The organism is Paraburkholderia sp. (genome assembly GCF_035656215.1).
In the GTDB taxonomy this organism is placed as follows: Bacteria; Pseudomonadota; Gammaproteobacteria; order Burkholderiales; family Burkholderiaceae; genus Paraburkholderia.
Genome location: NZ_DASRSY010000444.1, coordinates 1 through 14319 on the forward strand (window position 1 = coordinate 1; position 14319 = coordinate 14319).

The 14319-nt window shown below is 62.2% G+C and carries 13 protein-coding genes; 2 read left to right on the forward strand and 11 right to left on the reverse strand.

Annotated elements, in window-relative coordinates; all coding sequences use genetic code 11:
* Nucleotides 1-240: 240 nt before the first annotated feature.
* Nucleotides 241-459 carry a DUF465 domain-containing protein gene (locus tag VFE81_RS26020; protein WP_325047333.1) on the reverse strand — a complete coding sequence of 73 codons (219 nt, stop codon included), beginning with the start codon at nucleotides 457-459 and terminating at the stop codon, nucleotides 241-243.
* 136 nt (nucleotides 460-595) lie between these two features.
* Complete coding sequence (locus VFE81_RS26025) at nucleotides 596-1528, reverse strand: hypothetical protein (RefSeq protein WP_325047353.1); 933 nt, start codon at nucleotides 1526-1528, stop codon at nucleotides 596-598.
* On the opposite strand from VFE81_RS26025, the gene VFE81_RS26030 reads away from it, so the two are divergent.
* On the forward strand, nucleotides 1479-1739 hold the full coding sequence (locus VFE81_RS26030) for a hypothetical protein (protein ID WP_325047354.1): 261 nt from the start codon (nucleotides 1479-1481) through the stop codon (nucleotides 1737-1739). The two genes, VFE81_RS26025 and VFE81_RS26030, sit on opposite strands and share 50 nt — an antisense overlap.
* A gap of 135 nt (nucleotides 1740-1874) precedes the next feature.
* On the forward strand, nucleotides 1875-4217 hold the full coding sequence (locus VFE81_RS26035; protein ID WP_325047334.1) for a Tex family protein: 2343 nt from the start codon (nucleotides 1875-1877) through the stop codon (nucleotides 4215-4217).
* A 151-nt stretch (nucleotides 4218-4368) separates the two neighbouring features.
* Here VFE81_RS26035 and VFE81_RS26040 read toward each other — a convergent pair whose 3' ends face one another.
* The 9 genes from VFE81_RS26040 to hfq all read right to left on the reverse strand — a co-directional run bounded on the left by VFE81_RS26040 (nucleotide 4369) and on the right by hfq (nucleotide 14187).
* Entirely contained in the window at nucleotides 4369-6255 is a 1887-nt protein-coding gene (locus VFE81_RS26040; protein WP_325047335.1) for a potassium transporter Kup, read from the reverse strand.
* A gap of 332 nt (nucleotides 6256-6587) precedes the next feature.
* A complete protein-coding gene (locus tag VFE81_RS26045) occupies nucleotides 6588-7178 on the reverse strand; it encodes a phosphoribosyltransferase (protein WP_325047336.1) in 591 nt (196 codons plus the stop codon).
* Between the two features lie 3 nt (nucleotides 7179-7181).
* The gene (locus VFE81_RS26050; RefSeq protein ID WP_325047337.1) at nucleotides 7182-8528 is read right to left on the reverse strand and encodes an adenylosuccinate synthase; all 1347 of its coding nucleotides are present in this window, start codon (nucleotides 8526-8528) and stop codon (nucleotides 7182-7184) included.
* A gap of 201 nt (nucleotides 8529-8729) precedes the next feature.
* The gene (locus VFE81_RS26055) at nucleotides 8730-9881 is read right to left on the reverse strand and encodes an ATP phosphoribosyltransferase regulatory subunit (protein WP_325047338.1); all 1152 of its coding nucleotides are present in this window, start codon (nucleotides 9879-9881) and stop codon (nucleotides 8730-8732) included.
* A gap of 232 nt (nucleotides 9882-10113) precedes the next feature.
* Nucleotides 10114-10305, reverse strand: coding sequence for a DUF2065 domain-containing protein (locus tag VFE81_RS26060; protein WP_120343674.1), 192 nt, complete (start codon nucleotides 10303-10305; stop codon nucleotides 10114-10116).
* Between the two features lie 44 nt (nucleotides 10306-10349).
* Nucleotides 10350-11252: a protease modulator HflC gene (locus VFE81_RS26065; protein WP_325047339.1), complete on the reverse strand. Its 903-nt coding sequence runs from the start codon at nucleotides 11250-11252 to the stop codon at nucleotides 10350-10352.
* A gap of 12 nt (nucleotides 11253-11264) precedes the next feature.
* The gene (gene hflK / locus VFE81_RS26070; RefSeq protein WP_325047340.1) at nucleotides 11265-12656 is read right to left on the reverse strand and encodes an FtsH protease activity modulator HflK; all 1392 of its coding nucleotides are present in this window, start codon (nucleotides 12654-12656) and stop codon (nucleotides 11265-11267) included.
* Nucleotides 12657-12705: 49 nt separating this feature from the next.
* Entirely contained in the window at nucleotides 12706-13920 is a 1215-nt protein-coding gene (gene hflX, locus VFE81_RS26075; RefSeq protein WP_325047341.1) for a GTPase HflX, read from the reverse strand.
* A gap of 30 nt (nucleotides 13921-13950) precedes the next feature.
* On the reverse strand, nucleotides 13951-14187 hold the full coding sequence (hfq, locus tag VFE81_RS26080; protein ID WP_006051315.1) for an RNA chaperone Hfq: 237 nt from the start codon (nucleotides 14185-14187) through the stop codon (nucleotides 13951-13953).
* Between the last annotated feature and the right edge of the window lie 132 nt (nucleotides 14188-14319).

The window sequence follows — 14319 nt, forward strand, 5'->3', positions numbered from 1 at the left end:
CGCGGAGAGCGCAGACGCGGGAGGACGCAGCGCCGGGGTGCCGGCCACCGGGGTGCCGGCCACCGGGGTGCCGGCCACCGGAGTGCCGGCCACCGGAGTGCCGGCCACCGTAGTGCCGGCCGCAGAAGCGTCGTCGGCCGCCGCGGCACGTGGTGAAGTTTCAAGCGGTGAATTCAAGGCAAGCGTTTCCTGCAAAGTCCGGCGCGCGCGGCGCGACCCGGCACCTGCCAGGCCACGAACTCAGGCGCGTACGTCCGGTTCGAGCTGCAATTGCAGCAAGATGATGGTGTCCTTGACTTTGAGTTTGCGCTTTTTCAGGCGCTGCAACTCGAAGTCGTCGATGCCGGGCTCATCCGATATTCGGTCGATCAAACGATCGAGCCCACTATGCTCCGATTCCAACTGCAGAATACGGTCGCGAAGTGTGTCCGTGGTGATGACGTGATGTTGATCGCGCATGCTCGCCTCCTCTCATAAGCGGCACGGGCTGCGTGGTGCAGCCTGTGCCGGAGGTTGCTGTCCGGCTTAAAACGCGTTACAGCGACTACGATACTCCGCTCCTGCAACCCTACGAGAGATAAAGACAGCACAGCGACTACTGTTGTTGTTGTTGCTGTTGCTGCTTCTGCTGCTCTTCGAGTTCCTGCTGCTGTTTCAACTGGTCCTGACGTTTCTGCTCGGCTTTCTCGGCCGCCTGCTTCTGGCGCGCTTCGACGTCGGCTTTATGCTGCGCCGCATCGGCCTGTTTCTTCTTAAAGGTCTGCTGCTTCTCGACGCGGTCCTGAGCCTTCTGCGCGCCCTGCTGACGTGCCTCCTCGAGCTTGCGTTGGAAGTCGCCCTGTTTCTGGTCGTAAGCCTGCTGGTTAGCTGCGGCCTGCGACGGGCTGACGCCGCGCTGCGCCTGATCCAGCGCATGCTGTTGCACCTTCTGCTGATAGGCTTGCGCGTTGGCATTGCGTTGGGGCGCCTCGGCCGCGCGCTGCGCCTGGTCGAGCTGGTGCTGGCGCTGCTTGTCTTCGTAGGTTTGAGCGTTGCGCGCGTCGTCGGCAGCGCGTTGCGGCGCGCTCGCTTCGTCCTGCGCGCGTTTGAGCGCCGCCTGCTCGTCACGCTCACGGGCGCGCTGGACACGCTGCTCGCCATCGAGCGCGAGCTGTTCCTTGCGAATGCCGGCCTGCACCGAGCGCATGCTGTCGCGCGCCTTGTTCAGACAATGGTTGACGAAGAACTTACTGTAGCAATCGTGTTCGGCGACCGCGTAACGGTAGTTGTTTTCCTCGGTACGCTGATCCAGGACCTTCTGCCGCGCGTCGAATGCGCTATCAAGCGATGCCGTGTTATCGGTATTCCCAGCGTTGCTGGTATTGTCCCCGTCCGCGACATTCGTGGTGCTCGTTGCCCGCGCCCCCGAAGCGGCTACCGGCGCGATACTGCTGGCGGCTTCGAGCGGCGCTGCGGATTGCGCCACGGCAGGTGCTGACATGGCCAGCGAAGCCACCATCGCGCACGCGGCGCACGAAGCGAAAAACATCCCATTGGACGGGAACGCTGGCTTGAACACGGATCGCGACGCCGATATGAGCGACGTAAGCGACGATCGCGACACATTCAGCGACAGAAAAGACGGCAATTGTGACAAGCGAGAGACCAAGCGGGAGCCTAGGCGGTTGAGGGACAAGGAGGTTGGCAACGTCGTAAATGGTCAACGGAACATGCCTGAAATTCTATCACCCCGCGGTTGAGCCCTTTGGCATTTATGGCAAAATGCCCCGCTCCAGCAACCTGGTCGCAGCGCGCACGCCCAGCGTGGGCCGACGTGCCCGACGTGTGCCGTTACCGCGCGACCTTTGATTGAGTAGCAGGAACACCAAGACCTTATGACGGAAACCGTAGCACTCAAGATCGTACAGCGCATCGCCGCCGAACTGTCCGTCCAGCCGCGCCAGGTCGCGGCCGCGGTGCAACTCCTCGACGAAGGAGCGACTGTTCCGTTCATCGCCCGCTACCGGAAGGAAGTGACCGACAATCTCGACGACACGCAACTGCGTAATCTCGAGGAGCGCCTGCTGTACCTGCGCGAGCTGGAAGACCGGCGCGCTACGATCATCGCGAGCATCGACGAACAGGGCAAGCTCACCGACGAGCTGCGCACCGCGATCGAAGGCGCCGACAGCAAGCAGGTGCTGGAAGACCTGTATCTCCCGTATAAGCCCAAGCGCCGCACGCGCGCGCAGATCGCCCGCGAAGCCGGCTTGCAGCCGCTCGCCGACGCGCTGCTGACCAATCCCCTGCTCGACCCGCAAACCGAAGCCGCCGCCTACGTCGACGCCGAGAAAGGCGTCGCCGACGTCAAGGCCGCTCTCGACGGCGCGCGCGACATTCTCTCCGAACAGTTCGGCGAAACCGCTGATCTGCTCGGCAAGCTGCGCGATTACCTGTTCAACCAGGGCGTGGTGTCGTCGAAAGTGGTCGAGGGCAAGGAAAACGCGGAAGAAGAGAAATTCCGCGACTACTACGACTACGCGGAAACCATCAGGACCGTGCCGTCGCATCGCGCGCTAGCCCTGTTCCGCGGCCGTAATGCGGGCGTGCTGATGGTCAAGCTGGGCCTCGGCGAAGAACTGGACGCGCAGGTGCCGCATCCGGGCGAAGCGCTGATCGCGCGCCACTTCGGCATCGCCAATCAGAACCGCCCGGGCGACAAGTGGCTCTCGGACGTGTGCCGCTGGTGCTGGCGCGTGAAAGTGCAGCCGCACATCGAAAACGAACTGCTGACCAATCTGCGCGACGAAGCCGAACACGAAGCGATTCGCGTGTTCGCGCGCAACCTGAAAGACCTGCTGCTGGCAGCGCCGGCAGGCCCGAAGGCGGTGATCGGCCTCGATCCGGGTATGCGCACCGGTGTGAAAGTCGCAGTGGTCGATCGGACTGGCAAGGTGCTCGCCACCGACGTGATTTATCCGCACGAACCGCGCCGCGACTGGGACGGCTCGCTCGCCAAGCTCGCGCGCATCTGTGCGCAGACGCAGGCAGAGTTGATCAGCATCGGCAACGGCACGGCGTCGCGCGAAACGGACAAGCTGGCGAGCGAGCTGATCGCGCGTCATCCTGAGTTCAAGATGCAGAAGATCGTCGTGTCGGAAGCCGGCGCGTCGGTGTACTCGGCCTCCGAACTCGCGGCGAAGGAATTCCCGGACATGGACGTGTCGCTGCGCGGCGCCGTGTCGATTGCGCGCCGTCTGCAGGATCCGCTCGCGGAACTGGTGAAGATCGAACCGAAAGCGATCGGCGTCGGCCAATACCAGCACGACGTGAATCAGCGCGAACTGGCCCGCTCGCTCGATGCCGTGGTCGAGGATTGCGTGAACGCGGTCGGCGTGGATGCCAATACGGCATCGGTCGCGTTGCTGGCACGCGTGTCGGGTCTCAACGCCACGCTGGCTCGCAACATCGTCGACTATCGCGACGCAAACGGCCCGTTCCCGTCGCGCGAACATCTGCGCAAGGTGCCACGCCTGGGCGACAAGACCTTCGAACAGGCCGCCGGGTTCCTGCGCATCAACAACGGCGAGAACCCACTCGACCGTTCGTCGGTTCACCCGGAAGCGTATCCGGTCGTGGAACGCATGCTCGCGAAGATCAGCAAGCATGTCGGTGAAGTGCTCGGCAATCGCGACGCGCTGCGCGGCCTGTCGCCGGCGGAATTCGTCGACGAACGTTTCGGCCTGCCGACCGTGCGCGACATTCTGCTGGAACTCGAAAAGCCGGGCCGCGACCCCCGCCCCGAGTTCAAGACCGCGACCTTCCGCGAAGGCGTCGAGAAAGTCAGCGACCTGACGCCGGGCATGGTGCTCGAAGGCGTCGTGACGAACGTGGCGGCTTTCGGTGCGTTCATCGATATCGGCGTACATCAGGACGGTCTGGTGCACGTGTCGGCCATGTCGACGAAGTTCATCAAAGACCCGCACGAAGTCGTCAAGGCCGGCCAGATCGTCAAGGTGAAGGTGCTGGAAGTCGACGTGAAGCGCCAGCGTATCGCGCTGACCATGCGTCTGGACGACGAGTTCGGCGCGGCAGCAGCATCACGCAGCGGTGGCGGGGCCCAGCAGGATCGCGGCCGCTCCGGCGGCGGCGGACGCGGCGCGCAGCAACAGCGCTCGCGTGAGCCGGAAGCAGGCGGCGCAATGGCCGCGGCATTCGCCAAACTCAAGCAGAAGTAAGCGTGTTCGTCAGCGCGTAATTTACCCACGCGCTGACGCTTACGAGACTGAGCGGCGAAAAAAAGCCCACGCAATTGCGTGGGCTTTTTTTGCTTATCACTTCTCGCTTCCCGCGCCCCGACATACAAGGCGCGTACGAACCTAGGTTCGCTCAGATCTCGATCTTCGTGCCCAACTCCACGACCCGATTGGCCGGGATGCTGAAGAAATCGGTCGGCTTGGCGGCATTCTGATGCATCCATGCGAACACACGTTCGCGCCATACCGACATGCCCGGCAACTGTGTTGGCACCACGGTTTCGCGCGCCAGGAAGAACGACGTGTCCATAATCTCGAAGGTCATGTCGTGCGTGCGGCCCACCTCGAGCAGCACCGCCTTGACGTCAGGCGTTTCGTTGAAACCGTACGCCGCCTTGACGAGGTACACACCGCCGTCGAGATCCTTTACCGTCACGCGCTCAGCATCCTTCACATACGGAATATCGAGCGTCATGAAGGTCAGGAAAATGGTGCGCTCGTGCAGCACTTTGTTGTGCTTCAGGTTGTGCAGCAAACTCACCGGCACGAGCGAATCGCTGCCCGTCAGATAGATTGCCGTACCCGACACGCGATGCGGCGGGTGCGCGAGCAAACCTTGCAGGAACGGCATGAGCGGAATACCGTCCGCGGCCGTGCGCTCCTTGACGATCATCCTGCCCTTGAACCAGGTCATCAGCAGGAAGAACAGCAACGCGCCGATGCCGAGGGGCAGCCAGCCCCCCTCCGCAACCTTGAGCAGATTGGCGCCGAAAAATCCTAAGTCGACCGCCATGAACACGCCGATGATCATCGCCACGAGGAACTTGTTCCAGTTCCACACCTTCACCATCACGACGCAGGCGAGAATCGTGGTGATCACCATGGTGGCCGTCACCGCGATACCGTAAGCAGCGGCGAGGTTATCCGAGCTCTTGAACGCGATCACGATGCACAGAATGATGAATAGCAGCATCCAGTTCACCACCGGGACATAGATCTGGCCGATCGCCAGTTCCGACGTGTGCAGGATTTTCATGCGCGGCACATAGCCGAGCTGGATCGCCTGGCTCGTCAACGAATAGGCGCCTGAAATCACCGCCTGCGACGCGATCACGGTCGCCACCGTCGACAGCACCACGAGCGGCAGCAATGCCCAATCCGGTGCGAGCAGGAAGAACGGGTTCTCGATCGCCTTCGGGTCGTGCATCAGCAGCGCGCCCTGGCCGAAGTAGTTCAGCACCAGCGAAGGCATCACGAGGCAGTACCAGGCCATACGGATCGGCTTGGCGCCGAAGTGGCCCATGTCGGCGTACAGCGCTTCGGCGCCGGTCAGCACCAGCACGACCGAGCCGAGCACCACGTAGGCCTGCAACACGTGCGCCGCCATAAAGGTGTAGGCGTAGTACGGGTTGAGTGCGCGGATCACGTTCGGCGACTGCAGGATGTGCCACAGACCCAGCGCGGCGAGCACCAGGAACCACACCACCATGATCGGACCGAACAGGCGGCCGACAGTAGCCGTTCCGTGCCGCTGAATCCAGAACAGCAGTACCAGGATCACCATGGTTAGCGGCAACACCAGATGGGACAGATGGGGTGCCGCGACCTCAAGACCTTCGACCGCTGAGATCACCGAAATGGCAGGCGTAATCACTGCGTCGCCATAGAACATGCAGGCACCGAAGATGCCGAGCATCATCAACAAGCCGGCCATTTTCGACTTCTGGTCGAGAGAGCGCAGCGCCAGCGCCATTAGCGCGAGGACGCCGCCTTCGCCGTTGTTGTCGGCGCGCATCACGAACAATACGTACTTGATGCCGACCACGATCACGATCGCCCAGAACAGCAGCGAGATCACGCCCAGAATCGATTGATCGGTCAGCGGAATGCCATGTGACGGGCTGAATGCCTCTTTCAGCGAGTACAACGGGCTCGTGCCGATATCGCCGAAGACCACTCCGATCGCGGCAATCGCGAGGGAAGGCAGAGGCTGTTTGTGCACGTGATTGTTATCTGTCATAAACGCGAGGAAATCCGTTCCCTGAGCGGAAAAAACGACCGCTATTCTAAACTGCCCGCCTAGCGCCGCCCGGCTTGTTGTGGATACACCACGTGGATGGTCCGCGAAGTGTAGCACTGCGATTTGGGCGCGTCTGCTGCGTCAGGCGTTTCATCGGCGCGGGTTGCGCGTTTTGCGAGGCGCCGTTCGCAGGGCACGCTACGACACATATCCGAGGCACATTCAAGGCATATTCAAGACACATTCGAGGCAAAAAAACGGAGCCCAATGGGCTCCGTTCTGCAGGCACTGCACTGGGCTACGACGCAATAGGTACGGCGTCGCAGCGCGCATCACGTGCCCGACGATCCCTGTTCCTGCTGCATACCGCGCTTGATCCACGCGCCGAGGTTGTGCGGACGAACCGTGTCCCACTCCTCGAACGGCTGGTGAATCCACGGATTGGTAGGCAGATACTGCACGTGGTAGTCGGGCTTCACCTTCGAGCAGCCCTTGTACCAGAGCACCGCCGAACGCACCGCGGTGATCGCCGGATAGCGTTCCTTCAAATGCTGCTGTACCCGTGCCAGCGTCACACCCGAATCGACCAGGTCGTCGACCAGCAGCACGTTACCGTGCAGCTCACCGCGCGTCATCGTGATGTATTGCGCGATGTCGAGTTCGCCCTGCTCTGTGCCGGCCGCTTCGCGGTACGAACTGGTGGCGAGAATCGCCAACGGCAGATCGTAAATACGCGAGAGCTGGTCACCGACGCGCAGACCGCCGCGCGCGAGGCACAGGATCTTGTCGAACTTCCAGCCCGAATCATGCACCTGCAATGCCAGCAGTTCGATCAGCCGGTGATATTCGTCCCAGTCGACCCACAGGTTCTTGTCGTCGTTGCGCGGATCTTTCATCGCAATCATGGGTACACCTTGCACCATGGCTTAAACCTTGAACGGATGACGAAGCAAGATCGTTTCGTCGCGATCCGGACCGGTTGACACCATGTCGATCGGAATGCCCGCGACTTCCTGCACACGCGTCAGATACGCGCGCGCGCTGGCTGGCAGCTTGTCCCATTCCGTCACGCCGACGGTGCTTTCCTTCCAGCCCGCGAAGGTTTCGTACACCGGCACGCAACGCGCGACTTCCGATGCGCCACGCGGCAGCAGGTCGACATGCTTGCCGTCGACCTTGTAGCCGATGCACAGCTTCACTTCGTCGAGACCGTCGAGCACGTCGAGCTTGGTCATGCACAGGCCCGACACGCCGTTGATCTGGATCGAGCGGCGCAGCGCGGCGGCGTCGAGCCAACCGGTGCGGCGCGGACGGCCGGTAACCGAGCCGAATTCCTTGCCGACCTTGGCAAGCTCCAGGCCGATCGGTTCCTGACGCGCGGCGTTATCCGCGTCGTACAGTTCGCTCGGGAACGGACCCGAACCGACACGCGTGCAATACGCCTTGGTGATGCCGAGAATGTAGTTCAGCTTTTGCGGACCGACGCCGGCACCCGCGGTAGCCGCACCGGCCACGCAATTGCTCGACGTGACGTACGGATAGGTGCCGTGGTCGATGTCGAGCAGCGTGCCTTGCGCACCTTCGAACAGCAGGTTATTGCCGGCTGCGTTTTCGTCGTACAGACGGCGCGACACGTCGGTCACCATCGGCTTCAGACGGTCGGCGTAGCTCAGCATCGTGTCGAGCGTTTGCTGGAAGTCGACAGCGGCGACGCCCAGGTATTGCGTCAGCACGAAGTTGTGATAATCGAGGTTTTCACGCAGACGTTCGGCGAAGCTTTCCGGCTCGAACAGGTCCTGCACGCGCAAACCACGGCGTGCCACCTTGTCTTCGTAAGCCGGGCCGATGCCGCGGCCGGTCGTACCAATCTTGCTCGCGCCACGGCGCGCTTCGCGACCCTGGTCGATAGCAATGTGGTACGGCAGGATCAAGGTGGTGGCTTCGGAAATGAAGAGGCGATTCTGAACATCGACCCCGGCGGCTTCGAGCTCGCCAATTTCCTTGAACAGTGCTTCCGGCGACAACACGACGCCATTCCCGATGTAGCACGCGACGCCGGGATGCATGATGCCCGACGGAATCAGACGCAAGATGGTTTTCTTGCCGCCGATGATAAGCGTGTGACCGGCATTGTGACCGCCCTGGAAGCGAACGACGCCTTGAGCGTGGTCCGTCAGCCAGTCGACGATCTTGCCCTTGCCTTCATCACCCCACTGGGTCCCCACGACGACGACGTTACGCCCGGGGTTCACATTCACTGCGCTGGCAGACATGTTGTTTCGTAAGCTGGTTAAAAACGTATTCTACCTATGTTCGCGGAACCTTCCGAATTTTTCCGTTTCCGCTCAACGGTATGCACGTTATGGTGGGTATATCGAAAATAGTGCGGCGAGTGGCCGCACCGGGTCCGGCGACGCTTTGGACGCCTTCTGAAATGCCCTTGGGACGCCCCTCAGTCGGTCATCGACTCGCGCTCAGGAACGGGGTTCGACGACCCAAGCGCCTTTGCGCTCGACCAACACGCGGTCGCAGGCGAACTCGTCCAGATCGTGTTCGTGGCCAGGCAGCGCCTGGATCACGACTTCGCCGGCGTCACGCAATGCGGCGACGCTGACGCGCAGCGCGTCGTCGTGCTGCCACGGCGCGAGAATCGCGCTGCTGCGGGCTTCGACCGGCGAGATACGCGCCACTTCACGCAGATCGAGCGAGAAGCCGGTGGCTGCACGTGCGCGGCCGTAGGCCTGGCCCACGTGGTCGTAGCGGCCGCCGCGCGCAACCGCATTCGGCACGCCATCGACATACGCCGAGAACATCACGCCGCTGTGGTACGCGTAGCCGCGCAAATCGGCCAGGTCGATCATCACTTCGGCGCCGTCCACCTGGCTTGCGAGGAACGCGAGGTCGTCGAGCGCGCGGGTGATTGCCGGTGCGTTCGGCAGCCGTGCACGGGCTTCGCCGAGCACCGACGCGTCGCCGTAGAGCGTGGGCAGCGAGCGCAATGCGTCGCGCGTGACCGGAGTGAGATTGGCGGTCAGCTCGACGAGGCGCGGCACGTCCTTGCCGGCCAATGCGTCGTAGAGCGATTGACCCAACTCGTCAGCAGCAGGCTCCGCTTCGATCAACGCGGCGAGCACGCCCGCGTGACACAAATCGAGCCGTACCTTCGCGAGGCCGGCCAGACGCAGCGCGTCGAGCATCAACTGCTGGATTTCCAGATCCGCTTCGAGGCCGGCGTGGCCGTAGATTTCCGCGCCGATCTGGATCTGCTCACGCGTGGCGTGCAGGCCGCGCGGACGCGTATGCGCCACATTGCCGGCATAGCAAAGACGCGTCACGCCCTGACGGTTCAGCAGGTGCGCATCGATACGCGCGACCTGCGGCGTAATGTCGGCACGCAGACCGAGTGTGCGCCCCGACAGCTGATCGACGAGCTTGAAAGTGCGCAGATCCAGATCGTGCCCGCCACCGGTGAGCAGCGACTCGATGTACTCGAGCAGTGGCGGCATCACCATCTCGTAGCCGTACGAGCGGAAACGGTCCAGCAAATGGCGCCGCAACTCTTCGATCTTGCGGGCTTCCGACGGCAGCACGTCGGCGATATTCTCGGGAAGTAACCAGGTCGACATCGATACAGTCCTACGACGTTGAACACGGCGACTGGGTGCGCCGGTAAATGAGTGTGAATGGCGGGCGACGGCTCTATTCTGGCGGCTATCGCAGGCATCGGAACTGCGCTTCGCAGCCCTCAGCCGAACCTGGCCCGCGCCGACGCGCTCGCTGTTGCCGCGCATGTCGCAAACGCGCATGTCGCCAACGCGCATGTCGCCAACGCAACGGCGAGCCCAGCGCAGCGCCCCTTCAGGTCACGATAAACAACAGGATCAGCCCGAGCACCATCACGAGCAGCCCGCCGACGCGAATCTGATGCGGGGGGCGTTCCGCTATTTTACGGAACGTGTCGCGCCAGGCGCTCGGAAAAACGAAAGGAAACATCCCTTCGATAATCAGCATCAATGCGATCGCGAGCAGTAACGAGCCGGCTATGTCCATGCGAATGAAGGGGCCGCGATGCGGATGCCGCGGCGTTCCGGTTATCAGTGTTTGCGCGATACCGCGGGAGCGTCCGGGGCGGTGCCCCCGGTCGGGCTACGCATGAAGCGGAAGAACTCGCTGCTCGGGTCGACCACGATCACGTCGCCAGGCTTGAAGGTGTTCTTGTACGCCTGCATGCTTTGATAAAACTGGTAGAACTGCGGGTCACTGCCGTACGCTTCGGCGGCGATTTCCGCAGCCTTGGCATCGCCCTCACCCTTGATCGTCTGCGCCTGACGATAGCCGTCCGCGAGAATCGCCTGTTGCTGGCCGACCGCATCTGCCTTGATCTGGTCGGCCTCGGCCGTGCCCTTCGCACGTTCGTCAGCCGCGGCCTGCTCGCGTGCGGCAATCATCCGCTTGTAGACCGAGTCGGCCATCGCTGCGGGGAAGTCGACTCGCGTGAGTTGCACGTCGAGCACCGACACGCCCAGCGATGCCGCGGCTTTATCCATCGCGCCGCGCGCTTCGTCGGCAATGGCTTGTTGCTTCGCAAGCGCGTCGGTCAGCGTGACCTTGCCGAACGCGTCGCCGAGCGCACTGCGTGACAGCAACGCCAGGCGGTCCGACAGGCTTTGCACGTCGCCCTTGGTTTCGGCGAGAAGCTTCAGCGGATCGGTCACTCGGTATTTGATGACCGGGTTGGCCAGCAGATCGGTTTTATCCGACGTGACGTAGCGATCTTCATCCGGCGCGTCGAGCGACTGGATGCGATTATCGACCAGCGTGACCGTTTGCAACGGCGGCGGCAGCTTCACGTGCAGACCGGGGCCGACCAAAGCGGGAGCGGTGTCGCCATGCGATGACAGCACGGCCAGGTGCCGCTGGTCGACCACGAATACCATCGACGATGCAGCGAACAGCACGATGACTAAGGCAACGACGAGCGCAATGATCTTGTTCATGATGTGCGCTCCTTATTGAACGTCGTCTTCGCGCATACGGCTGCGGAAGGAGTCGCGTGAACGCAGTGCGTCGCTGCTGGCTGCCGCCTGGCTGGCAGGCGTCGCAACCGCGGCGGGTGCGGAAGCAGCGGCAGCCGGTGCTGCGGCAGACGGTGCGGCAGCGCTGCTCGCGGCTTGCGGCACGGCAGCACCCGACGCAACGGCGGCGCCGGAAGCGGCCGCAGCAGCGTCAGCAACGCGCTGGCGAGTCTGCTCGACCAGCTTGTCGAGCGGCAGATACAACACGTTGTTGCCGCTCTTGCTGTCCACAAACACCTTGGTCGTATTCGAATAGATCTGCTGCATGGTTTCCAGGTACATGCGCTCGCGAATCACCGCGGGCGCTTTCGAGTACTGTGCGTAGACCTGCTTGAAGCGCTCGGCGTCGCCTTGCGCCTGGGCGACAGTCTTGTCGCTATACGTTTTCGCAGCGTCGATCTGGCTCGCGACGTCGGCTTGCGCACGCGGCAGCAACTCGGCAGCATAGGCCTGCGCTTCGCGCTTCGCGCGCTCGTTGTCCTGCCGCACTTTGGCGGCATTGTCGAAAGCGGATTGCACCTGATCGGGCACCTGCACACCCTGGATCGTTACACCGGTCACGGCGAGACCGGACTGGTATTCATCCAGAGATTGCTGAATCGACGTCATCAGTTGCTGGCGAATTGTTTCGCGATCCTGATAGAGGACGTCGTTGGTGCTGCGCGCACCGACGATGCTGCGCACCGCTGCCTGCGCGGCCTGCATCACACTCTGATCGGGATCGACACTGCGGAAGAGATAATCGGTCGGCTTGCTCACCTGGTACTGCACCGCAAAGCGCACGTCGACGATGTCGGAGTCATGCGTGAGCATCGACGCATCCTTCACGTTGGCGAGACGCACCACGTTGTTACGGCCGACCTCCACCTGGCGGATCTGGCCGATATTGACAAGCTCATGCGCTTCGAACGGATACGGCAGGCGCCAATGCACACCCTGCCCCGCGGTGTAGCGATACTTGCCGAACTGCATCACGACGCCGGCCTGGCCATCTTGCACAACGAACACGCCGCTGCCGAGATAGATCGCGATCAACACGCCGATCACGATGCCCACGCCGATGCGCGCGCCGCGACCGTTGTCCGGACGCCCACCACCACCCGCACCGCCGCCCTTGCGGCCGAACACCCGGGTCAAACGACGGTTGAAATCGCGCCACATCTCGTCGAGATCGGGCGGACCTTCACCGTCCTTGGTCGGCGGACGCTTGGGTTCGTTGGGTCGTTGGCGGTCGCCATTGCCGTCGCCCCGGCCCCAACGCGGATCGTTCAGTGAAAGCATGGCGCGCATGCGCAGCCAGATACTCCGCTCGTTGTAATCGTTCACCTGTGTTCGTTCACCAGAGTAGACAGCGGGTCAGTGCAATTGGAGCGGGTCAGTGCCCGAGTTCTGAGACCTTGCGGTCCTCGCGTGGTGCTGCCGACCGGTCTTCTTCCGACAGATCGACCTGCGTGTCGGAGAGAGGTTCGGCAGTAGCGATTTCAGCGATGGCAGCGCGCAATGTATCCAGCCCTTGCCCCGTGCGCGCGCTCAAAAAGACGCGCGAAATATTACCATACTCATCCCGCTCGACCGCATCGCCACGGGCCGCCAACTCAGGCACGGCGTCGATCTTGTTGAACACCAGCACCTGACGGATCGTGTCCGCACCGATTGCGTGCAACACCTCGTTCACCTGGTCGATCTGATCGAGGCGCACGGCGCTCGACGCGTCGACCACATGCAGCAGCAGGTCGGCGTGGATGGTTTCCTCGAGTGTGGCGCGGAAAGCCGCCACCAGTTGGTGAGGCAATTCGCGGATGAAACCCACCGTGTCGGATACCACCACCTGGCCGGCTTCGTCGCCGAGATAGACACGGCGGGACGTCGTATCCAGCGTGGCGAACAGCTGGTCGGCGGCATACGCCTGAGCCTTCGTCAGCGCATTGAAAAGTGTGGATTTGCCCGCGTTCGTGTAGCCGACGAGCGATACGGACATGGTCTGGTTACGACTACGCGCGCGGCGCTGCGTACCGTGCTGACGGCGCAGCTTTTCGAGCCGGGTTTTCAGCGCCTTGATGCGCTCGCCAATCAACCGGCGGTCGGTTTCGAGCTGCGTTTCGCCTGGGCCGCGCAAACCAATACCGCCTTTCTGGCGTTCAAGGTGGGTCCATGCGCGGATTAGTCGCGTCGATAAGTACTGCAACTGCGCGAGCTCCACCTGCAGCTTGCCTTCATGACTGCGGGCACGTTGCGCAAAAATATCGAGGATGAGACTGGTGCGATCAATCACGCGGCGATTAAGCGCCTGCTCCAGATTGCGCTGCTGCGCAGGTGCCAGAGCGTGATTGAAAATGACGAGTTCGATGTCGTTCGCCTCACAGGCAAGTCGCAATTCTTCGGCCTTGCCGCTGCCGACGAACATCTTGGCATCAGGACTGGACCGGCGCCCCGTGAGGGTAACTAAGGGATTCGCGCCCGCGCTTTGCGCGAGCAGGCTGAGTTCTTCAAGACTGGCTTCGAAATCGATCTTACCGAAGTCGATGCCGACAAGCGCTGCATTGATCAAATTGGAGGGTATCAAAATGAGGCGGCCGGGAGTAATCGCCAACGGGCGACGCTACGCCGGCCGCGACGGGGGTTAGGACTGTTCGGAATCCGGGTGGAAATTCACCGGACGGGCAGGCACGACAGTAGAAATTGCGTGCTTGTAGACCATCTGGGTGACCGTATTCCTGAGCAACACGACGTACTGGTCGAACGATTCGATGTTCCCTTGAAGCTTGATGCCGTTGACCAGGTAAATCGACACCGGCACATGCTCTTTACGCAGTGCGTTCAAAAACGGGTCTTGTAACAATTGCCCTTTGTTGCTCATAGCAAACTCCGTATTTTTTTGCAGGTTGACTAAATTGACGACGAAGAAAAAGAGATCCGCCGTCAACCGCTACACTATAGCCGATTTTCATTTTTGCGCGAGAGGCCGGCCCTGACGGCCAAACCCAACACA